This window comes from Pacificimonas pallii, from assembly GCF_019204005.1.
Lineage (GTDB): Bacteria > Pseudomonadota > Alphaproteobacteria > Sphingomonadales > Sphingomonadaceae > Pacificimonas > Pacificimonas pallii.
The window spans coordinates 678373-700168 of sequence record NZ_JAGSPA010000003.1; the positions used below are offsets into that span (position 1 = coordinate 678373).

General features: G+C 62.7%; 21 protein-coding genes. 10 read left to right on the plus strand and 11 right to left on the minus strand.

Annotation, left to right across the window (positions count from 1 at the left end):
• Positions 1 to 3: 3 nt before the first annotated feature.
• The 3 genes from KCG44_RS11745 to KCG44_RS11755 all read right to left on the minus strand — a co-directional run bounded on the left by KCG44_RS11745 (position 4) and on the right by KCG44_RS11755 (position 3963).
• Positions 4 to 990 (minus strand): aspartyl protease family protein, encoded by a 987-nt coding sequence (locus KCG44_RS11745; RefSeq protein ID WP_218446264.1) that lies wholly within the window; start codon positions 988 to 990, stop codon positions 4 to 6.
• 100 nt (positions 991 to 1090) lie between these two features.
• Positions 1091 to 3502: a ligase-associated DNA damage response DEXH box helicase gene (locus KCG44_RS11750; RefSeq protein ID WP_218446265.1), complete on the minus strand. Its 2412-nt coding sequence runs from the start codon at positions 3500 to 3502 to the stop codon at positions 1091 to 1093.
• A gap of 68 nt (positions 3503 to 3570) precedes the next feature.
• The gene (locus KCG44_RS11755) at positions 3571 to 3963 is read right to left on the minus strand and encodes a YbaN family protein (protein ID WP_218446266.1); all 393 of its coding nucleotides are present in this window, start codon (positions 3961 to 3963) and stop codon (positions 3571 to 3573) included.
• Positions 3964 to 4161: 198 nt separating this feature from the next.
• Here KCG44_RS11755 and eda point away from each other — a divergent pair, with 198 nt between their 5' ends.
• The 4 genes from eda (at position 4162) to KCG44_RS11775 (ending at position 8075) form a co-directional block, all read left to right on the plus strand.
• The gene (eda, locus tag KCG44_RS11760; RefSeq protein WP_218446267.1) at positions 4162 to 4803 is read left to right on the plus strand and encodes a bifunctional 4-hydroxy-2-oxoglutarate aldolase/2-dehydro-3-deoxy-phosphogluconate aldolase; all 642 of its coding nucleotides are present in this window, start codon (positions 4162 to 4164) and stop codon (positions 4801 to 4803) included.
• Between the two features lie 86 nt (positions 4804 to 4889).
• On the plus strand, positions 4890 to 5897 hold the full coding sequence (locus KCG44_RS11765; protein ID WP_218446268.1) for a ligase-associated DNA damage response exonuclease: 1008 nt from the start codon (positions 4890 to 4892) through the stop codon (positions 5895 to 5897).
• A gap of 54 nt (positions 5898 to 5951) precedes the next feature.
• Complete coding sequence (locus KCG44_RS11770; protein WP_218446269.1) at positions 5952 to 6482, plus strand: DUF2239 family protein; 531 nt, start codon at positions 5952 to 5954, stop codon at positions 6480 to 6482.
• On the plus strand, positions 6483 to 8075 hold the full coding sequence (locus tag KCG44_RS11775; RefSeq protein WP_218446270.1) for a cisplatin damage response ATP-dependent DNA ligase: 1593 nt from the start codon (positions 6483 to 6485) through the stop codon (positions 8073 to 8075).
• Between the two features lie 244 nt (positions 8076 to 8319).
• Here the strand turns inward: KCG44_RS11775 and KCG44_RS11780 are convergent, their stop codons facing one another.
• Both KCG44_RS11780 and KCG44_RS11785 read right to left on the minus strand, forming a co-directional pair.
• Complete coding sequence (locus KCG44_RS11780) at positions 8320 to 9606, minus strand: acyl-CoA dehydrogenase family protein (protein WP_218446271.1); 1287 nt, start codon at positions 9604 to 9606, stop codon at positions 8320 to 8322.
• Positions 9607 to 9696: 90 nt separating this feature from the next.
• A complete protein-coding gene (locus tag KCG44_RS11785; RefSeq protein WP_218446272.1) occupies positions 9697 to 9858 on the minus strand; it encodes a hypothetical protein in 162 nt (53 codons plus the stop codon).
• A gap of 386 nt (positions 9859 to 10244) precedes the next feature.
• On the opposite strand from KCG44_RS11785, the gene KCG44_RS11790 reads away from it, so the two are divergent.
• On the plus strand, positions 10245 to 10370 hold the full coding sequence (locus KCG44_RS11790) for an entericidin A/B family lipoprotein (RefSeq protein ID WP_218446273.1): 126 nt from the start codon (positions 10245 to 10247) through the stop codon (positions 10368 to 10370).
• Between the two features lie 125 nt (positions 10371 to 10495).
• Here KCG44_RS11790 and tatC read toward each other — a convergent pair whose 3' ends face one another.
• The 3 genes from tatC to KCG44_RS11805 are packed head-to-tail and all read right to left on the minus strand — an operon-like array spanning position 10496 to position 12010.
• Entirely contained in the window at positions 10496 to 11314 is an 819-nt protein-coding gene (gene tatC / locus KCG44_RS11795; protein WP_218446329.1) for a twin-arginine translocase subunit TatC, read from the minus strand.
• A 23-nt stretch (positions 11315 to 11337) separates the two neighbouring features.
• Positions 11338 to 11727, minus strand: coding sequence for a Sec-independent protein translocase protein TatB (gene tatB / locus KCG44_RS11800; protein ID WP_218446274.1), 390 nt, complete (start codon positions 11725 to 11727; stop codon positions 11338 to 11340).
• Between the two features lie 46 nt (positions 11728 to 11773).
• Entirely contained in the window at positions 11774 to 12010 is a 237-nt protein-coding gene (locus KCG44_RS11805) for a twin-arginine translocase TatA/TatE family subunit (protein WP_218446275.1), read from the minus strand.
• Positions 12011 to 12184: 174 nt separating this feature from the next.
• On the opposite strand from KCG44_RS11805, the gene KCG44_RS11810 reads away from it, so the two are divergent.
• The 4 genes from KCG44_RS11810 (at position 12185) to ftsH (ending at position 16939) form a co-directional block, all read left to right on the plus strand.
• Positions 12185 to 13063 (plus strand): helix-turn-helix domain-containing protein, encoded by an 879-nt coding sequence (locus KCG44_RS11810; RefSeq protein WP_218446276.1) that lies wholly within the window; start codon positions 12185 to 12187, stop codon positions 13061 to 13063.
• A 92-nt stretch (positions 13064 to 13155) separates the two neighbouring features.
• Positions 13156 to 13980 (plus strand): outer membrane protein assembly factor BamD, encoded by an 825-nt coding sequence (gene bamD / locus KCG44_RS11815; RefSeq protein WP_218446277.1) that lies wholly within the window; start codon positions 13156 to 13158, stop codon positions 13978 to 13980.
• A 44-nt stretch (positions 13981 to 14024) separates the two neighbouring features.
• A complete protein-coding gene (gene tilS, locus KCG44_RS11820; protein WP_500797179.1) occupies positions 14025 to 14909 on the plus strand; it encodes a tRNA lysidine(34) synthetase TilS in 885 nt (294 codons plus the stop codon).
• Positions 14910 to 14977: 68 nt separating this feature from the next.
• Positions 14978 to 16939 carry an ATP-dependent zinc metalloprotease FtsH gene (gene ftsH, locus KCG44_RS11825; protein ID WP_218446279.1) on the plus strand — a complete coding sequence of 654 codons (1962 nt, stop codon included), beginning with the start codon at positions 14978 to 14980 and terminating at the stop codon, positions 16937 to 16939.
• 329 nt (positions 16940 to 17268) lie between these two features.
• Here ftsH and KCG44_RS11830 read toward each other — a convergent pair whose 3' ends face one another.
• A complete protein-coding gene (locus KCG44_RS11830; RefSeq protein WP_218446280.1) occupies positions 17269 to 17895 on the minus strand; it encodes a PEP-CTERM sorting domain-containing protein in 627 nt (208 codons plus the stop codon).
• A 292-nt stretch (positions 17896 to 18187) separates the two neighbouring features.
• Between KCG44_RS11830 and KCG44_RS11835 the strand changes: the two genes are divergently transcribed.
• On the plus strand, positions 18188 to 18619 hold the full coding sequence (locus KCG44_RS11835) for an MAPEG family protein (protein ID WP_218446281.1): 432 nt from the start codon (positions 18188 to 18190) through the stop codon (positions 18617 to 18619).
• A 28-nt stretch (positions 18620 to 18647) separates the two neighbouring features.
• Here KCG44_RS11835 and KCG44_RS11840 read toward each other — a convergent pair whose 3' ends face one another.
• Both KCG44_RS11840 and KCG44_RS11845 read right to left on the minus strand, forming a co-directional pair.
• Complete coding sequence (locus tag KCG44_RS11840; protein WP_218446282.1) at positions 18648 to 19028, minus strand: response regulator; 381 nt, start codon at positions 19026 to 19028, stop codon at positions 18648 to 18650.
• Between the two features lie 53 nt (positions 19029 to 19081).
• Positions 19082 to 21454 carry a tetratricopeptide repeat-containing sensor histidine kinase gene (locus KCG44_RS11845; RefSeq protein ID WP_218446283.1) on the minus strand — a complete coding sequence of 791 codons (2373 nt, stop codon included), beginning with the start codon at positions 21452 to 21454 and terminating at the stop codon, positions 19082 to 19084.
• Positions 21455 to 21796: the final 342 nt, after the last annotated feature.

A 21796-nucleotide genomic window follows, 5' to 3' on the forward strand; every position in this document is an offset into this window, starting at 1 on the left:
GCGTCAGCAGCCGCGACGCGCAATGCGCGATGCGAGGCAGTCGGAGGCCAGGGGGTTCGCACCGACGCCGTCAGGCTTGAGGTGGAAACTGACCTGGCGATTCGGGAAGTCGATGGCGACCTGACGAAAGGCGCGGATGGTATCCATTCCCAGAAGGATCGCCGGCTCGTCATCAAGGCCAAGCTGGGCGAATATCGGCGCATCGGAATAGGCGATGCCGCCGCCCTTCAATGTCATTCCGCCAATCTTCAACGAGCGCAGCTGGTTGAAGTTCGCCTCAAGCTCCTCACCCACCACGTCGATCAGGCTGACCAGCGTGCCGTCGGTGGCATTGCGGCGCAGCGCGGTCCGCAGCGCCGTGTTGCCCACAGTCACCTCCGCGCCGGTATCGACGACGACCCGCACCGCCGTTCCATTCAGCCGCGCGTCGGTGAAGATCAGCCGGCCATGCGCGCGCTTGGCGGTCACAACGATCGTGTCATGATCCGACTTCGCCGCCCGCCGCCGGGAGGGGGCCAGCACAGACGGCCGAATGCTCATCACCTCCTTGCGCAGATCGAAAAGCACCTTCGACGATTGCAGGCTGTCGAGCCCGAGAAGGCCGACAGCGCCAAGCGCCGCGCGCGGCACCGCGGGAACGTCGAACTGGCGCGCGCCATCGCCTGAAATGCTGAGACGCTCGATGCTCACCATGTCGACGGGGTATATTCCCGATATTGTGTGAATCAGTCCCGTCCCGCGCGCACCAAGCCCGAGTTCGGCGGCAAGCTCGCTGGAAATCATGGAGCGCTCCGCACCGGTGTCGATGACGAAAGGAAACGGACCCTGCCCGTTAATCATCACCGGGACCGTCATGCGTTCGGTGACATTTTCGCCCAGCGCAAGATCATCGCCAAGATCGGCCTTCCCCTGCGTGGCATGGGCAAGGGGGGCGGCCAGGAACGATGCCAGAAGACCGCCCATCAGCGCGTACCGAAATCCAAATCGCATATTATCCTCCCCAGGAAATTCCGTAGCTAAGGCGAAGCGAACTCCTTTTTGACGCCGCGGTCAAGGGCGGCGGCAGGCGGGACAAGGGATGAACGCCGCCCTAGCCCGGGCGCATCGCTTCGGCGGCGAGCCGTTCGGCCTCCGCCAGAATTTCATCCTCCACGGTCCCCGATGCAACGCTTTCGCGGCCGATCAGTACCATGATCGGAACGGCGAGCGGACTGATCCGGTCGAGCCGCTGATGCACCATCGTCGACGGCGCCCGCTCAAGCAGGTCGGCGAGGCGGCCGATGTCGGTGAGCTTGCCCTTGGCATCTTCCCACGCCGCATTCAGCAGCATGTGGTCGGGCTCGTATTTCCGCAGCACATCGTAAATCAGGTCGGTCGAGAATGTCACCTGACGGCCGGTCTTCCGCTTGCCCGGAATGTGCCGTTCGATCAGGCCGCCGATCACGGCGACTTCGCGAAACGCGCGCTTCAGGAGCGCGGATGTCTGTATCCATTCGACAAGCTCGTCCTCCAATATATCGGCGGAAAAGAGCGGACGGGGGTCGGTGACGGGCTTCAGACTGTAGCAGGCGAGCGCGTAATCGTTGGACACGAAACCGAGCGGCGACAGACCCTGCGTTTCCATCCGCCGGGTGATGAGCATGCCGAGCGACTGATGCGCGTTCCAACCCTCGAAACTATAGGCGATCATATAATGCCGGTCGTCGCGCGGAAATGTCTCCACCAGCAATTCGTCGGGGGCGGGCAGCACCGAGCGCAGCCGCTGCATTTGCAGCCATTCGCGGACGTCCTGCGGGAAACGCTGCCACGCGTCCGGCTCGTGCAGGAAATGGCGGACGCGGCGGGACAGGTTGGTCGTCAGCGGCATGCGCGCGCCGACATAGGTGGGAATGCGCGCGGGCTTGGCGGTGGCTTTGACGAGCAGGTCCGCATCCTTCACGCCGACGACTTCGAGCGGGACACCCGCGAAGGAGAAGCTGTCGCCGGGACGCAGTGTCGATGCGAAATACTCCTCGACCGTGCCGAGCTTGCGGCCATTCCTGAAGCGCACGTCGAGCACCGGCGCATCGACGATGATGCCGGCGTTCAGGCGGTGCTGCGCGGCGAAGCGGGGATGCGAAATGCGCCAGAGGCCGTCCCCGCCGCGCGTGATGCGCCTGTATTTATCATAGGCGCGCAGGGCATAGCCGCCGGATTCGACGAAATGCAGCACGGCATCGAATGTTTCCCGCGTCAGCAGCGCATAGGGCGCCGCCGTTCTGACCTCCCGATAGAGATCGTCGGCGCTGAATGGTGCGGCGCATGCGACCGCCATGACATGCTGCGCCAGCACATCGAGCCCGCCGCTGCGCCAGATGTCGGGATCAAGCTCTCCCTCCGCCACGGCGTCGAGCGCCGCGCGCGCCTCCAGATATTCGAACCGGTTGCCGGGTACGATGATCGCCTCCGACGCTTCGTCGAGCCGGTGGTTGGCGCGGCCGATGCGCTGCAGCAGGCGCGACGAGCCTTTTGGTGCGCCCATCTGCACCACGAGATCGACATCGCCCCAGTCGACCCCGAGATCGAGCGAGGCCGTGCAGACAAGCCCGCGCAGGTCGCCGCGCGCCATCGCGCCCTCGACCTTGCGGCGCGCCTCCACGCTCAGCGAGCCGTGATGGACCGCGATGGGCAGATTCCCGTCATTTTCCGCCCACAGATCCTGAAAGATCAGTTCCGCCAGGCCGCGCGTATTGCAGAAAACGAGCGTCAGCTTGTGCGCCGCGATCTCTTCCATGACCTGCCGCGCGGCATAGCGTCCGGAATGCCCCGACCATGGCACGCGGTCTTCGGGCAGCAGGATGCGGATATTCGCCTTGGCGCCCGGTTCCCCCTCCACCAGCGTCACGCCCTCATAATCGCCGTCGCTGGACAGCCAGCCGCGAAACCCGTCGGGATCGCGCACGGTCGCGGTCAGCGCCACGCGGCGGAGCTGCGGCGATAACGCCTGCAGGCGGGCCATGGCGAGCGACAAAAGGTCGCCGCGCTTGGTTGGCGCGAAAGCGTGGATTTCATCGACGATGATCGTGCGCAGCCCGGCAAACATGGCTTCCGCCTCAGGATAGCTGAGCAGCAGCGACAGCGATTCCGGCGTGGTGAGCAGCATCTGCGGCGGCTGCGTGCGCTGCCTCGCCTTGCGATTGGACGGTGTATCGCCCGTGCGTGTTTCCACGCGAATGTCGAGGCCCATGTCCTGGATCGGTTCGAGAAGATTGCGCTGCACGTCGACGGCAAGCGCCTTTAGCGGCGAAATGTACAGCGTGTGGAGACCGTCGAAATCCGGCTTCTCGATCAGTTCCGCGATCGATGCGAGGAAACCGGCAAGGGTCTTGCCCGCCCCCGTCGCGGCGACCAGCAGCGCATCGTCGCCCCTGCGCGCAGCGGCGATCATTTCCGCCTGGTGCCGCCTGAGCCGCCAGCCGCGCTCGGCAAACCAGGTCGTGATGGGGCCGGGAAGGTCAATCATCAAAGCGGGACTAGATCATTCGGCAGGCAAGATCGCCCGCAAAATCCGGACGAAGCCCGACCACGCCCTTACGATTCCGGCCGCGACCATAGCCATGGCAGGACGATCGCAGCGACCGCCGGTGTAATGAAACTGAATGGCGGCAATAGCGTGAACAGGCTGAATATCGCGCCGCCGCCAAGACCGACCGTCGCCCACCATTTGCCTGCGCGGCTCACCGCCTTTCGCTCACGCCATGCGGTGATATGCGGACCGAAGACCGGGTGCCGCATCAGGCGTGCCTCCCATGCCGGATTGCTACGCGCAAAGCAGGCTGCCGCCACGATCAGGAACACGACCGTTGGCATGATGGGGAGCACGGCGCCGACGGCGCCGAGGCCAAGGAACATCACCCCGAGCGCGAACCACAGGTGACGGAGCGGGCCTGCGGGCTGCTTGTCGTCTTCCCCGTCTTTTTCCATTTGCGCCTTTGTGACCTCCATGGCGGCCGATCAGCCGAAAATTCCGATTGCCAGAAGCATGCGTATGGGGGAAGCAATGATCCACCCGGGCGATATCGGCGAGCCGCATAAAACCGGTAAACGCCGCTCATCCGGTCCGGTCATGCGCTTTTCCGTTCGACGCGCAAAATGCAGATTTGCGAGAAAAAGACCTTTCACATGACCACGAAAATTATCGACCGGATCGGCCAGGCGGGCCTGCTGCCCGTCATCAGGATCGACGATGCCTCCCGGGCTGCGGACCTTGGCGCGGCACTCGTCGCCGGTGGACTTCCCGTTGCGGAGATCACATTTCGGACGGCCGCGGCGGCAGCCGCGATCCGCGCCATGCGCGAAGCGCAGCCCGACATGCTGATCGGCGCGGGAACGATATTGACCATCGATCAGGCGAAGGCCGCGCTGGACGCGGGCGCGGCGTTCATCATATCGCCCGGCCTCAACCCCACCACGGTGGAATGGTGTGTGAAAGCGGGCGTTCTCATCACGCCTGGCATAGCGACGCCAAGCGATATCGAGCGCGGGCTGGAATATGGTCTGACACATTTGAAATTCTTTCCCGCCGAGGCGAATGGCGGCCTGAAGACGCTCAAGGCCATTGCCGCGCCCTATGGCGATGTGCGTTTCATCCCCACGGGCGGCATCGACCTTGGCAACTTCGCCGATTATCTGAAGTTCGGTCGCGTTCACGCCTGCGGTGGCAGCTGGATCGTCCCGTCGGACGCGATTGCCGCTGGCGACTGGCACCGGATCACGGCGCTGACGCGCGAGGCGGTGGCGCTGCGTGACAGCATCAGGACATAGCGCCGTCACTGGCGAAGGTGCGGCCGCGGCCGGTTGAACAATGTGCCGCAGTGGAACCATCGCCGCCGCTCGCCCATATTCCCCGCATGGCGAAGCAAACCCTTGGCGACTGGATCAAACCCCACCCGACCGGCATTTATGTCGAGCCGGGTGACTTCTGGATCGACCCGTCGGAAGCGCAGGGCATGGCCGTGGTGACGCACGGCCATGCCGATCACGCCCGCTCCGGGCACAGCCATGTCATGGCGACACCGGAGACGCTGGCGATCATGGAAACGCGCTACGGCGAATATCCCAAGGCCACGCCGATGGCACATGGCGAAATCGCCCGTATCGGCGAGGTCGATGTCGGCTTCGTCCCCGCCGGCCATGTGCTAGGCTCCGCGCAGGTCGTGATGGAGTATCGCGGCGAGCGCATCGTCGCGTCCGGCGATTACAAGCGCCGCGCCGACCCGACCTGCGCGCCGTTCGAAGTCGTGCCCTGCGATGTCTTCATCACCGAGGCGACATTCGGCCTGCCGGTGTTCCGGCATCCCGACACGGCGGGAGAAGTTCAAAAGGCGCTCGACGCGCTGCATGCGAATCCCGAACGCTGCGTCCTGATCGGCGCCTACGCGCTGGGAAAAGCGCAGCGGGTGATCCGGCATCTGCGCGACCTTGGCCATCACGAGCCGATCTACATTCACGGCGCGCAGGAGAAGCTTTGCAACCTGTATCAGGATCTGGGCGTCGACCTTGGCGAGCTGAGACTCGCGACGGGCAGGAAGAAGGATGAACTGCAGGGCACGATCATCATCTGTCCGCCGGGCGCGCTGAACGACAGGTGGAGTCGCAGGCTGCCGGATCCGATTACCGCCATGGCGTCCGGCTGGATGCGCATTCGCCAGCGCGCGCGGCAGCGCAATGTCGAACTGCCGCTGATCCTCAGCGATCATGCAGACTGGGATGAACTGACGCAGACCATCGAGGACATCGGCCCCAAGGAAGTCTGGGTTACCCATGGCCGCGAAGACGCGCTGCTGCACTGGTGCATGACCCGGCAGATAAAGGCCCGGGCGCTCAACATGGTGGGCCGGGAAGATGAGGATGACTGATTTATTTTACCCAGGTGTATTGACTTCGATATTTACCCCGGTAAATAGTAGGTCATGGAACAGGAAACCTATACCGCTTTTGCCGGTGAACAGCGCCTCGCCTCCGGTCCACTTGGCGTGATCGCCGTGGCCGTCAAACACGCCCATGCCGACCGGGTGCTGATCTTCAGCGACCGGACCGGCAGGGAAACCGACGTCGATACGCGCGGGGATGAAGGTGAGATCATGGCCCGCTACGCACCGCCGCCGCCCGCAAAGGGCCGGCCGAAGCTGGGGGTTGTCTCCAGGGAAATCACGCTGCTTCCGCGGCACTGGGACTGGCTGTCACGCCAACGCGGAGGCGCGTCCGGCACGCTGCGCCGCCTGGTCGATCAGGCGGTCTCGACAACGGGCGAACGGACCCGGGCAAGCGCCGACGCGGCCTATAAATTCATGAGCGCAATCGCGGGCGACCTGCCGGGATTCGAGGAAGCGGCGCGGGCGCTTTTCGCCGCGGATGCCGACAAGTTCGCGGCGCAGACGAAGGACTGGCCCGGCGATATCCGCACGCATGCGCACATGCTGGCGAAGGACGCGCTGGTCTAGGTGCGCGCCTTCGCCGACCTTCTCGAACGCCTGGTTTACACGCGTTCCCGCAATGCCAAGATCAAGCTGATCGCGGATTACCTGATCGGCACGCCGGATCCGGATCGCGGATGGGCGCTGGCCGCGCTGACGGGAGAGCTGGATTTCCGGACGGTGAAGGCGGGCCTGATCAAGAGCCTGACGGAAGAGCGCGTCGATCCGGTGCTGTTCAAGATGAGCCGAAGCTATGTCGGCGACATGGCCGAAACGGTGAGCCTGCTGTGGGAGCCGAGGCCGGGCGCGGAACCTGCGCCGCAGGATCTGCGCCTGTCATCGGTGGTCGACAGGTTGATGGCGCTGAGCCGCGCCGAGGCACCGCTGCAAATGTCGGCCTATCTGGATGCGATGGTGCCGACAGAGCGCTTCGCGCTCATCAAGCTGGCGACCGGCGCGCTGAGGATCGGTGTGTCCGCGCGGCTGGCGAAGACCGCGCTGGCGCAGGCGTTCGCTCTTGATCTGGATGCGGTCGAGGAGGTCTGGCACGGCATCGACGCGCCCTACACCGCGCTGTTCGCGTGGGGGGAAGGAACGGCCCCGCAGCCGTCGCATGAGGATATTCCCGTCTTCCGCCCGTTCATGCTGGCGCATCCGCTGGAGGATGCGCGCGTCGACCTCTCCCAATATGCCGCCGAATGGAAATGGGACGGCGTTCGTGTGCAACTGAACCATGTGAACGGCGAAACGAAACTGTTCAGCCGCACCGGCGATGATGTCACCGCCAGCTTTCCCGATGTCGCCGACGCGTTTCAGATACACGGCGTCATCGACGGCGAATTGCTGGTGAAGGGAGATGCGCAGGGCACTGCGGATCAGGGCGGCGAGGCGGCGAGTTTCAACGCGCTGCAACAGCGGCTGGGCCGCAAGACCGTGTCGAAGAAAATGCTGACCGAAGCGCCCGCTTTCGTGCGCGCCTATGACATATTGTTCGACGGCGCCGAGGATTTGCGCGCCTTGCCCTGGGAGGAGCGGCGCAGGCGGCTGGAGGCCTTCGTCCCGCGCCTCCCCGCCGAACGGTTCGATGTCTCCGCCATTGTGGAGGCCGATGATTTCGACCACCTCGCCAAGATCCGCGAAGGGGCACGCAGCGCGGCCATTGAGGGCCTGATGCTGAAGCGCCGCGACAGCGCCTATATCGCCGGGCGCAAGGTCGGCCAGTGGTACAAATGGAAACGCGATCCGCTGACCGCCGACTGTGTCATCATGTACGCGCAGCGCGGATCGGGGCGGCGGTCGTCATATTTCAGCGACTATACGTTCGGCTGCTGGACCGAGGCGGGTGAGCTGGTGCCCGTGGGCAAGGCCTATTCCGGCATTACGGATGAGGAACTGCGGTTTCTCGACAAGTTCGTGCGCGGCAACACGACCGGCCGTTTTGGCCCCGTGCGCGAAGTCGAGAAGACGCTGGTGCTGGAAGTGGCGTTTGACAGTGTGCACAGCTCAAAGCGCCACAAGAGCGGGATCGCGATGCGGTTTCCGCGCATACACCGGATCCGGAACGACAAACCGGCGGCCGAAGCGGACCGGGTGCGGACGCTGGAGGCGATGATCGATTGAGGGGTGGCTGTTGTCGGCACTTTGAAGTTCAACACGCCTATAATCCGATCATCCTGAGCGCAGTCGAAGGACGCACAATTTGTAAACCGTCACTTCGGCGAAGGCCGGAGTCCATCTATAAAGCCCGCACCCGGTTTCTCTCGCAAGAGATGGATACCGGCCTGCGCCGGTATGACATATGTAAGGAGATCGTGCGTCCTTCGACTGCGCTCAGGATGATCGGGTTTCACGGACTTGGGACGGCTTATAGCTTCCCGAGGGTTTCCCGCCTTGGCCCCAGATAGCCGAACAGATAGGCCCCGACCTTGCGCATCTGGATTTCCTCCGCGCCTTCCGTGATGCGGTAGCGGCGATGGTGGCGGTAGATATGTTCGAACGGCTTTTCGCGGGAATAGCCGATGCCGCCATGTACCTGCATCGCCCGGTCCGCCGCCTCGCAGCAAAGGCGGTTCGCCCAGTAATTACACATGGAGACCTTGTCCGAGATGGTCTTCTCGATCTCCTTGTGGGGCATATTGTCCATATCCCACGCGGTTTTGCGGATCAGCCAGCGCAGCATTTCCGCCTGGGTCGCGAGTTCGACGAGCGGGAACTGGATGGCCTGATTCTGCGAAAGCGGTTCGCCAAAGGGCTTGCGGGTGCGGGCATATCTTACGCTTTCCTCGATGCAATAGACCGCCGCGCCCAGCGATGATGCCGCCTGACGAATGCGGTTCTGGTGCACGAAACTCTGCGCCAGCGCGAGGCCGCCGCCGGGCGGGCCGAGCAGCGCGCTTTCCGGTACCCAGACATTCTCGATCGTCAGCCGCGGATGATCCGTCGGCATGTTGAACGTCCAGATATAGTCATCGATTTGTAGCTGGTCGGCAGGGGTCAGGAAACAACTGATCCCGCGCGCGTCGCCGTCGTTTCCAGATGTGCGGGCAAAGACGGCGCAGTGCGTCGCCTTGTGCATGCCGGTGATCCACATCTTGCGGCCGTTGAGACGGAAACCGGGCACCCCGTCCCGCTCCTCCGGCACGCCGCGCGTTTCCATGTGCGTCGCGTCACTGCCATGATCGGGCTCGGTCAGGCCAAAGGCAACGCGGCGCTCCCCGGAAAAGCCGCCCAGGATGAACTCCTCCTTCTGCGCGTCCGTGCCGAACTGTTCGTACATCTCCACGAACGGAAAATTGCCGACGATGGAATGTTCGTTTTGCAGATCATTGTGCAGACCGAGGCCCTGCGCGGCGAAATGTTCGCGAATCACCGCCATCCACAGATTGGATCCGTCTCTGCCGCCATATTTTTTCGGGGCGGAAAAGCGCCAATGGCCGGCGGCATCGGCGCGCCTGACCGCCTGTTTCAGCAGATCCTCCCATTCCTGACGCGGCAGACCCTGATTGTCCCAGTCCGTGCGCGCATGTTCGCGGCGGTGGTCGAAAAAGCGGACATTGTCATCCTGCCGCTCGAGCGGCCTGATCTCCGCTTCGATAAAGGCGTCGAGTTCGTCGAGATAGGCCTTCAGGTCGGCCGGAAGGGAAAAGTCCATCGGGTCAGCTCCTTTGAAAGGAAGCATAATCCGCCAGCCTGACAAGTTCTCCTCCCCTTCAGGAGAGGGGCGGGGCCGAAAAGCGGTATCTCAGGTCCAATTTGTCTTGGCATCAGGCGGCAGGCCCTTCTGCTGTTCCAAACGCTCGGCCAGCGTTTCGGTCGGCTTTGCTTCCTCGTCTTTCAGCTCGTCGCTTTTTGGGGCGGGGGGTGGATTTGTGTCGTTTGGCGGTGTCTTTGGCGGCTTTGCCATGGGCGCGTGCTCCTCTTGTGCAGATGCCGATTATAACGACCGAGGGTCTTGCCGCGTTCCGCGGGACGGGCGCTGACGGGCGGACAGGATGCGCATGTCAGCCCTCTTCGCGAAAATTTTCGATCTGTCCGGGAACCCCCGGCGATATGGGCCGTTAACACCTCGATAGCGAATGACATCCCCCCGCTCTCGCTATTCAAATCAGGAACCCGGTGCTGAGCATATCCCCCCCTTGCTCAGCACCGGGTTTCGCACTTTCCCGTAACGTTATGCAGCGATGCCCCGGGCGCGGCCAATGCCGACGACGGAACCAATAAGGCTTATCCATGGTTATGACAGTCCGCAGCAGGCGGATTGCGCCGACGCTGCACGACGGGAGTATGATCATGCGCAAAATCAGCATAGCCGCCATCGCAGCGCTCGGCCTCGCCCTTACCGCCTGCAACACGGTGAAAGGCGCCGGCGAAGACGTCGAATCGGTTGGCGAAGCCGTTCAAAAGACCGTGGACTAGATCTGTTTCGGTCGCCTGGAACCGGCGGCGGAACATGAATGAGGGCACCGTATTCGGGCACGCGTCGCTGCGCCGCCATACGGTGCCCTTATCGATTCGGGCCGATGAAATTTCGCGGCCGTGTCTCAATCGGTGCGAACCGCGTCTTTCCCAGCCTTGCTGCGCCGCTGTGTCAGGGTGATCGCGATGATGGAGAGTTCGTAAAGGAGGATCATCGGCACGGCGAGCATGAACTGGCTGATCACATCAGGCGGCGTCACCACGGCGGCGATGACAAACGCGATGACGATGGCGTAGCGCCGGAAGCTCTTCAGCTGGGCGACATTGATGATACCGACCTTGGCCAGCAGCATCAGTGCGACGGGCACGAGGAAACATGCGCCAAAGGCGAAGATGATGCTCATCGTGAAACTGAGGAAGTCGCCCACCGCGGGCAATGCGGTCAGTGAAACGCCATTCGTCGTGCCCTGCATTTGCAGCATGAACGTGTAGACTGTCGGCATGGCGATAAAATACGCCATGGCGGCGCCGCCGAAAAACAGGATCGGCGTGGCCAGAAGGAAGGGCAGGAAAGCGCGCTTTTCGTTTTTATAAAGCCCCGGCGCGACAAATCCCCAAAGCTGATTCGCGATGACCGGAAACGCGCACAGGAAAGCGGCGAAGAGAGCCACCTTGATCTTCGTAAAAAACGCCTCGTACAGCTTCGTGTAGATCAACGATGACGGCGGCGCTTCGCCGACCCGGTCATAGGCCGTCAGCAAGGGCTGCGCGAGAAACGCCAGCAACTGGTCGGAAAAATAAAAGGCGATGAAAAACGCCGCCATCAGAGCAGCCAGAGACCAGAGAAGCCGCGTTCTCAACTCGATCAGATGATCGAGAAGCGGTGCCTTCGACGCGTCGACCTCATTGGCGGGAGGCACAAGCGCCGGCGGTTCGATCGCCATTTCACCCTCGGGCGTCACATCGGTCATAATTTGCCAGGCGTATCTGTCGGGGGCGTGGTTGGCGTGGTCGGCTGCGTCGTCGGGGACGACGATGCGGCTGCGGGCGGCGCGCCGGACGGCGATCCCGCCGCGATATCCGGTGCAGGGGACCGCGCGGTCCCCGCGTCGTCGGCCGATGATCCCGTCATCACCGACTTGTTATGCGCATCCCATTTCGACTGCATTTCGTCGAGGTCGGCCTGGCGCATCATTTCATCGACGCCGGATTTGAAATGACGCGCCGCGCCGCGGACCTTCGCGAGCGCCTGCCCCGCCGCGCGCATCAGCTTGGGCAGATCCTTCGGCCCGACGACGATGAGCGCGACGATACCGATGAGCAGCAGCTCGACCGATCCAAAGTCAAAAAATGGCATAACGAGGTTGCGTCCGCTCTTGCCCGTTCAGGCAAGGACGGCCTGCCTAGGCCGACTTGTCGGAAGAGGGATCGCTGACCGTCTCGGCTGCGGGCGGCGCGGGATGGGCCTCCACCTGCCTGGGCGGCGTGGAAACCTTCGTGTCGTCCTCGGCGAGGCCCTTCTTGAAACTCGTAATACCCTTGGCAAGGTCACCCATCATGTCGGAGATTCGGCCCTTGCCGAACAACAGCATGATGATCAGCGCGACGATCAGCCAGTGCCAGATGCTGAGACTGCCCATGAGAACTCTCCCGGAGATACATATTTTCCGCCCGCGGCGCGGGCCTGATTACCCGCCTATAATAGGAAGAGTGTTACAGACCTGCAATCGCGCGCGGCAGGCCATTGACGAAAGCGGTGATGCGCGCGACTAGAGATTGTGAAGCGTATCTGGTTCCAGATGAAAGGTTTTGCCATGGAAGAGACCGACAATGATGTTCCGGCATCCTCTGGACCCGATGCGCCGCTGGAACGCGCGCCCGAAAGTCATATCGGCACGCAGTTGCAGTCCGCCCGGCTGGATCAGGGCCGCGAACTGAGCGATATCGCCGCGCAGACCCGCGTCCCGCTGCGCCACCTGACCGCAATTGAAGAACGCCGCCACGACGACCTGCCCGCGCTGCCCTACACATTGGGCTTCGTGAAGAATTACGCGCGCGCCGTGGGCATGGACCCGGACGCCGCCAGCGCGCAGTTCCGGAGCGAAAATACCGCCATCCCGCGCGAGCCGCGGGTAACGGTGTTGTCGCCGATCGACGAACGCCGCGCACCGCCGCGTTCGGCCGTATGGCTGGGCATCCTGCTGATCGCGCTCGTGGTGCTGATCGGCCTGGCATACACCTCCGGCTGGTTCGGCGGCGAAAATAACGTGCCTGACGTGGCGGACGATCCGCTGGAAGTCAGCGAGCCCGTCGTCACAGTGCGGGAACCCGAGCTGGTAGAGGCGGCGCCGGATGCGGCCGATGACGCGGCATCGCCCGCCGAAGCCGCGCTCCCGACCGGGCAGATAGTGATCAGCGTCGATGCGAATGTGAGCGACGGCGCGTGGATGCGCGTTTCGGATCGCGAAAGCGGCGAGAAACTGTTCGAGCGCGTGCTCGCCCCTGGTGAGAGCTTTGCCGTCCCCGAGGGCCGCAGCGGCCTGATCCTGCGCGCGGGCAATGCCGGTGTGCTGGACATCGCCGCGGGCGGCACATCCCTGCCCAAGATCGGCGCGCCGGGGGACGTCATCGGCCCCGTCGACCTTACATCCGCAGGGCTTGCCGCCGCCGCATCGGCGGCTGCGGGCGAGTGATCCCCATGGGGAAGCGCCGTATCCATCTTCAGCGTAGCTTCAGCATCACCCTGCCAGTCCGTGCCCAGATTTAAGATTTCGGAGCGATAGACATGATCCGCCCTGCCCTTCTTGCCTGCATTGCCCTCGGCATTCTTGCGCCCGCCGCATCGGCGCAGACCGTCGATACGCTGGACCGGCGTCTCGACCGCCTGGAAAAGGAAGTGCGCGCGGTGCAGAGAAAGGTGTTCCCAGGGGCAGATTCCGACTTTTTCGAACCGGAGATCACGCCGCCCGCAGACAGTAATGGCGGTTTCGGCGTCCCCGCGGTCACGCCCTCGACGATCGTAACCGATCGCATCGAAGCGCTTGAGGCGCAGGTGCAGAGCCTGACCGGACAGATGGAGGAAACCAGTTTCAAGCTGCGCCGGATGGAAGAAGCGCTGGCACGGTTCGAGGGAGATACCAAGCTGCGGCTGCAGGCGCTGGAAGGCGGCGGGCTTGCAAGTGGGGACATAGCGGCCGACGGCGCTGCGGGCGGCGACACGGCGCTCGCCGCATATGAAGCCGCCTATGCCTTATATACCGAGCAGGATTTCGCCGGTGCCCAAGCCGCTTTCGCATCGTTTCTGGACACGAATGCGGAACATGAGCGCGCGTCCAATGCGGGGTATTGGCTTGGCCGTTCGCTGCTGGCGCAGGATCAGCCGGTGCAGGCGGTGCAGGCATTCCTCAACAATTATCAGGATCGCCGCGAGGGATCGCGCGCGCCTGACAGCCTGCTGTGGGTCGGCAAGGCGCTGATGCGGATCGATCCGCCGCGCACGGCGCAGGCCTGTCAGGCCTATGACCGGCTGGAGCGCGAATATGACGGCAAGCTGAGCGATGAAGTGGCAAGCGGCGTCGTTGCCGCACGGCTGGAGGCCGACTGTTCCTGACGCGGGCTGACCGAAGCGGGCCCCGCTGGCCGCAGAGCGAGAGGATCGCGCTGGCCGTTTCGGGCGGCGGCGATTCCATGGGCATGCTTGCGCTCGCACAGCGGGATATTCCAGGCCGGTTCCTCGTCATTTCGGTTGATCATGACCTGCGCGCGGAAAGCGCGGCGGACGCCGCCCATGTCGCGGCCATTTGCGCCGATATCGCCGTGCCCTGCCACATCCACAAGCTGGTCTGGCCTTCGGGAAAACCGGCGGCAAATGTACAGGCCGAAGCGCGCGCGGCGCGTTACGCCGCCATGCGGACGCTGTGCGAAACGCGGAATATCCCGCACCTGGTGACAGCGCATCACGCCGACGATCAGGCCGAGACGGTCCTGATGCGTCTGGCGCGGGGCAGCGGCCTTTCCGGCCTGAGCGGCATCCGGGCGTCGCGGCGGCTTGGCGGCGACGTGACGCTGTCGCGGCCCTGCCTGCACATGCCCAGGACCGCGCTGATCGCCGCGGCGTGGGATGCGGGCTTTTCCCCTCGCGAAGATCCCAGCAACAGTGACGAACGGTATGAACGCACTCGGTTTCGCGCATTTCTGGCACGCGAAGCCGCGTTCGACCCCGCCCGGCTGGCGCAGGTTGCCGCGCATCTTGCGCAATCGGACGACGCGCTCGAATGGGTCACGGACCTGGCCTTTGAAAGCCGGGTGAGGACGCGTGCCGGCACCGATGCCGGTGCCGGGCTCGCCATGGATCCACACGGTCTGCCGGCAGAGCTGCGCCGCCGTCTGATGCTGCGCGCTTTCGCCGCCATGGCCGCGCCCGAACCCCGGGCGGCGGACCTCGGACGCTTCATGGACACGTTGGAATCCGGAGGAAAAGCGACGCTCTCGGGCCTTTATGGCAGTGGCGGCGCGGAATGGACTCTCTTAAGGGAATAGCGAAACCTATTGGCTATCCCGTCCGAATACCTATCTTAGCTTCACAAATCTCTCGACAGGACCACTTGATGAGCGACCGGAACGATAACAAGCCGCAGACACCGTGGGCGAAGAATCTGGCAATTTGGGCCATGATCGTGCTTGCGCTGATTGTCGGTGTGTCTCTGGTCAGCGGCCAGAATAGCGGCAGTGACGGCACCGTCATCGCCTATTCCGACTTCATCGAAAAGGTCGATGAGGGCGCTGTTGAGTCAGTGGAAATCCAGGGTCAGGAACTCAACGGTAACATGACCAATGGTCAGGCGTTCGTGACCTACGCGCCCGACGATCCCGGCCTTGTGTCCCGGCTGGAGGAAAAGGGCGTCACCTTCAATGCGCAGCCTGCCGAGGGCCGCAGCCTGATGGGGGCAATCCTGATCCAGATGGTGCCTTTGCTCCTGCTGGTCGGTATCTGGATTTTCTTCATGCGCCAGATGCAGAACGGCGCGGGCAAGGGTGCGATGGGCTTTGGCAAGAGCCGCGCGAAAATGCTGACGGAGAAGTCCGGCCGCGTCACATTCGACGATGTCGCCGGTATCGATGAAGCGCGTGAAGAGTTGCAGGAAATTGTCGACTTTCTGAAGGATCCGTCGAAATTCGCACGGCTGGGCGGCCGGATCCCGAAGGGCGCCCTGCTCGTGGGGTCGCCGGGTACGGGTAAGACACTGCTCGCACGTGCCATTGCGGGCGAGGCGGAAGTACCGTTTTTCAGCATTTCCGGTTCCGATTTCGTCGAAATGTTCGTCGGTGTTGGCGCGTCGCGCGTCCGCGACATGTTCGAGCAGGCCAAGAAGTCCGCGCCGTGCATCATCTTCATCGACGAGATCGACGCCGTCGGCCGTTCACGCGGCGCCGGGCTTGGCGGCGGCAATGACGAGCGCGAACAGACACTGAACCAGCTGCTCGTCGAAATGGACGGCTTCGATGCCAATGAGGGCATCATCATCATCGCGGCAACGAACCGCCCCGATGTGCTCGATCCCGCGCTGCTGCGTCCGGGCCGCTTCGATCGTCAGGTCGTCGTTCCGCGCCCCGACATCGAGGGCCGCGAGAAGATCCTGGAAGTGCATATGAAGAAGGTGCCGCTGGCACCCGATGTCATCGCCCGCACCATTGCACGCGGTACGCCGGGCTTTTCCGGTGCGGACCTTGCGAATCTTGTAAACGAGGCGGCGCTGCTCGCGGCACGTCAGGGCAAGAAGCTTGTCGGCATGGCGCAGTTTGAAGAGGCCAAGGACAAGGTGATGATGGGCAGCGAACGCAAGTCCATGGTCATGACCGAGGACGAAAAGAAGATGACCGCCTATCATGAGGCAGGACACGCCCTCGTCAGCATATATGAGGCCGCGTCCGATCCCATTCACAAGGCAACCATCATTCCGCGCGGCCGGGCACTGGGCATGGTGATGCGCCTGCCCGAGCGGGACGAATACAGCTATCACCGCGACAAGATGCACGCGAACCTGGCCGTCGCGATGGGCGGCCGCGTCGCCGAGGAAATCATCTTCGGCTATGACAAGGTTTCGTCCGGCGCGTCGAGTGACATCCAATATGCGACCAGTCTTGCGCGTAACATGGTCACACAATGGGGCATGTCGGACAAGGTCGGCCCCGTGATGCTGACCGAAAACCAGCAGGAAGTGTTTCTGGGCCAGCAGATTTCGCAGCAGAAAAATGTCAGCGAATCGACCGCCCAGCTGATCGATGCGGAGGTGAAGCGCATCGTCGAGGGCGGTCTGGCGCGCGCCAAGGAAGTGCTGACGGGTCATGAGGACCAGCTGCACGCGCTGGCCGGCGCCCTGCTGGAATATGAAACGCTGTCCGGTGACGAGATCAAGATCCTGCTCGACGGCGGCGATATCAATCGCACGGACGGGCCGAAGCCCCGCACGATCGGCCCCGCCACCGGCGCCAGCGCCATCCCCAAGGCCGGCACGCGCGCTGGTCGCAGTGACGGCGAACCGGATGGCGCCGTACCTGAAGGGGCGTAGCGAGCGGCTATCTGACCGGAACAAGGGCCTGCACATCCATGTGCGGGCCCTTTTTTTTTGCGCGTGGTGACAGACATCCGAATTGTGTGAGCCATCGCGAAACTGCCCGACAGCCGGACATTGCGGGCCACCGCGTTTACGGACAGATCGCCATGACCCTTCTTACCCCCCTGGGGCTTTGAAGTGAGTTATTTCTGCGAGATGCCACGGACCCGGGCACGCTGCCGCCAATCCTGCGCGTACGGTTGGCGGAGCCGTTGCCCGGTCTGGCGTGAAAAAGGGCGCGCGGACATAGTGTCCGCGCGCCCTTCTCAAATGAAGAAACCGTCTTAGCGTGCGCGGCGCGCAGCAGCAGCCATCAGCAGGCCGAGGCCGAGAAGACCGATCGTACCGGGAGCCGGGACCTGCTCCACCACCAGGAACTGCGCGGATGCGTTACTTGGCGTCGCACTATCGAAAACGCCCAGACGATAGCTGCCTGCGATCAGGTCGGAGAACAGGGTTGTCACCGGCTTGTCGGCACCAGCCGCGTTGCCGGAATTCGCACCGGCGGCGGCAATGAAGTCGCAAGTGCCAGCCAGCTCGCCCGCTGCGTTGGCACAGGCGTTCGTATCGTTCGTCAGCCGCTGCACCACATTGCCTGACGGGGAATCAAGAACCTCGAGAATGAACCCGGAAACGTCCGATGCGCTGCCGTTGCTGGTCAGCATGTTGAAGACCACATCGAATGACGCATCCGCAGTAAAGTCGGCATAGCCGCCAAAAGGCGTACCGTTCCAGCCGATATCCACCGTACCAGTTGAACTACCGCCGCCGCTGGCGCTGACAGAGCCGAACCCCTGCGTGATATCGACATTATCAAAGGTAATCGCCGAAATCGCTGGTGCCGCGGATGCGGCACAAAGGACCATCGCGCCGATTGCTGCGGACTTCGTGAGATTTGTGACGCGTGCCATGAGACGATTTCCAAACTATGTGACGATCGCTCCCGCACAGGCAATTTCGGGGCCAGAATAAACTTCATATATGATTACAACATATTGCAATCATTCCGCTGCCGCGCTCATTTAAAAGTGTAAAATATTCCGACAGTTGTCCGACATGCGCGGCGGAATGACCGGCCCAAATGCCGCTGGCCATGCCGCCGCTGCTGCTGGGGAGCGAGATCGACCTAGCATTTGCGTGGCTGTCACTTCGCGCGCCAGCCTCCTAGACCCGGACGCAGCCAGTTCAGGATGGGAGATAGATATGCCAGAAATTTCCACACATGCAGCGTCCATGCTGCATGCCATCATTGCCATGGGCGCGCTTACGCTCGTCATGTTCATCTGGCTGTATGCGACCCGCCTGCCCGCCATGTCGGCGGCCAAGATCGATCCGCAGGACGCCGCCCATCCCGGCAGCTATACGCTGCCGTCCAAAGCGGCGCGGGTGGCGGACAATTATAATCACCTCTTCGAGGCCCCGGTGATGTTCTATGCGATTGTCATCGCCATCGTGCTCCTGGGTCTGGCCGATCAGATTCACGTCTGGTGCGCCTGGGCCTATGTTGGACTGCGCGTCGTTCACTCGCTGGTACAGGCGACGATCAATGTCGTGGTGCTGCGTTTTGCGATCTTCGCGCTCAGCTGGATCGCGCTCGGTGCGCTGATCGCACGCGCGGCGCTGGCGATCCTCTAGCGCCTGTTTCCCAGCGCTGTCGTTGGGCTCAGCCGGCAGCCGAGCCTGCGACGACGAGGTCGGCGATGGTCTCGAACAGCTCCCGCATGGCGACCGGTTTCAGGAGCACGGCATTGGCGCCGCAGTCCATGCAGTCCGCCGTGATCGTCGCGCCCGTATCCGCGGTGACCACGATGACGGGCAGTGCCGCTTTCTCATCGTCGCGGGCGCGAATCCTGCGGATGGTCTCGAACCCGTCAATTCCGGGCATTCTAAGATCGACGAGGATGATGTCGAAGGCGTCACGCTCAAGCGCCTCAAGGCCACGCACGGCGTCCTCCGCGCCCGTCATCTCGGCACCGCCAACACGCAGCATGTCCTCGACAATGCGTCGATTCAACTCGTCATCTTCTATGAAGAGCGCGCGCATCTACAGCCTTCTTGCTTGAGGGACATGATCAATTTGCCTTGCCATAGAATTCGTTAACCAAGTTTTACCGCCACGTGACCGGCGACGTCGCCGGGCGGGCCGCCGCCGTCTTCGCCAAGAGCCATCAAATTCGGTCCAACCTGCCCCAGGGAAGCGACATCGTCCACGACCATATCGCACAGGGCATGCGCATCAATACCGGTATCGGCGGGCCAGCCAGCGGCGGCGATAAAGAGGTGTGGACAGTCCCTGCGCAAATTAACGATATGCTCGATGTCCGCCGCCTGGCCAGCGGTGCTGTAGGCCAGAACCAGCCCATTTGCGGTCCGCGCCGACGCGACCGCTTCGCCGTGGTCGTGACTGACGTCCACACCTGCCGCCGCCTCGCCGAGCGCACGCGTCGCGATCATCTCGATCAGGGCATTCGCCGCGTAAAGCACGATGGACCGATTTGAGGGTGCTGCCTCGTCGGGCCGCTGGCCCGCATTTGCGATTTCCAGCGAGAGCGGCAGTTTCAGCGTGAAGCACGTCCCTTTTCCCAGCGCGCTCTCCAGCTTCAGATCGCCGTGCATGGCAAGGACAAGCTCGCGGCTGATGGTAAGGCCAAGACCGGTTCCCGAAAATGCCCGTGTTCGGGTGCCGTCGACCTGATGAAAAGCTTCGAAGACCGCATCCTGCTGACCCTCCGGAATGCCGATGCCCGAGTCGCTGATTTCTATGTGCAGGGCGTCCGTGTCATCCGCCGCTGGCCGCGCGGACAGGCGGACATGCCCCTCGCTCGTGAACTTTACGGCATTGGAAACCAGGTTCAGGACCACCTGCCGAACCCGCTGTTCATCGCCAATGGCGCGCGCCGGGCACGCGCCGAGGTCAATATGATAGTCGAGTCCCTTTTCAGCAGCGCTATCCGCGAAGATGCGGCTGACTTCTTCCAGCGTGTCGCGCAGGTCGAAGGGTTCACGGCGCAGTGCCACGACACCGCTTTCCATCTTGGCGACATCCAATATGTCATCGACGATCGCCTTCATCGATGTTCCGGCGCCGTGCACAAGCGCGACGCGTTCACGCACGTCGTCAGGAAGGTTGCGATCGGCAAGCATGATCTGTGTCATGCCAAGAACGCCGTTCAGCGGTGTCCGGATTTCGTGACTCGTGGTCGCCAGGAATTCGCTTTTTGCGTTAAGGGCCTTTTCAAGCTCGGCGTTCGTCTGCCCGAGCTCCACATTGGCCGCGTCGACCTCCAGCCGCCGGCGACGGGCGATGTAGAGCGCGATCAACGTCAGCGAAATGATGATCGCGGACGCCGCCAGCACGCCAAAGACAACACGCTGATTGAAAAGGGCGCGCTCTTCAGCCATCTGCACGTCGCTCTCCAGCTGCGACGTCCGCAGATTGGCAATCTCGACTTCCTGCCCGGCAAAGTCGAATTGCGCCGCAAGAATGGCGTTATTGGCCGACGCCGACGCCTGGGCAGCTTCGTCATCAAGCCGCTTCAACGCCGCGAAATGCTCAAGCGCGTCTTCTGGGCGCGCTTGTCGGCGATAGACATTCACGGCGATTTCATGAAAGTCGCGGTAAGTTGTCGGCGTCGCCGTCAAATCCGCGTCTTCAAATGCCTGATCGAGGAGGTCGGCGGCTTCCCTGTTTCGTCCGTCCAATGCGGCGAGTTTCGCGCGGGTACCTAGAACATATGGTCGCCACGCCGCCGTCTCTTCCGCTCGGACCAGTCGCGACGCAACGTCGAGCGAACGACGGGCACCTTCCAGATCGCCGACCTCCATCTCGGTCTTCGCAAGATTGGTGGCAATGCGTGCCCGCAGCAACGGACTACCCAGGTCTGCGGCAATGACATTGGCGCGCCTATATGCCTGTAGCGCATCCTGATGACGCCCCATTGCTTCATAGACAAAACCCAGATTGTTCTGATGCGAAAGCCGCATGGTGGGGCCGCCGTCGAACAGTTTATCGGCACTCTGATAATAACGGAGCGTCCGTTCATAATCGCCCGCGTCGCGATAGATCACACCCATAAGGATAAGAGCCTTCGCCTGCGATGCGGGAACCCTGGCATCGCGCAACAAATCATGAGCACGAACCGCCTGCGAGAGCGAAACGTCAATCTTGCCCTGCTGATAGTAAAGAACCGCGGACGTGCGCAGAATTTCACCTTTTTCTCTATCCGCGCCAGCAATATTCTGAATATTGCGAAGGGCCTCGTCCAATAATGGTCGAGCTTCATCCAGACGGTTCAGGCCCATCAGTGCCGCAGCGCGAATACGCTTCGCCCGGGCTCTATCCACAGCCGTGCCAAGCCGGGCACCCGCAGTTCGAAGGGATGCCTCTAATCCGTCGAGACGCGTCAAGGCTTCTTTTGGGTCGGCGTTCAGCATCTCCTCGATCACGTCGAGGCGCTGCGCGCCTGACACCGACCTTTGCGTCTCTGACGCGAGCGGTTCAGCGATGAGCGTTAGCCCAGCAACGAATAGGAAAGTGATCAGACGGTGTAAAAACACAATAACAGACAACCCTTTTCGATCCCGAACGCGGTCGACGGCGATCGACCTTATGATGTAGCCCTACCGCGCTTTTCTACAGAAAGAGTGACTGTTCTAAAACAGAGCAAACAAAAAGGGCTGCTACGTTACAACACGTAGCAACCCCGAAAGCTATCTCAACTCTGAAAAGTCAGGCCGTCAGCGGAATGATCTCGCCATAGCCATTCGACGCCGTCAGCGGAATGATCTCGCCATAGCCATTCGATGCCGTCA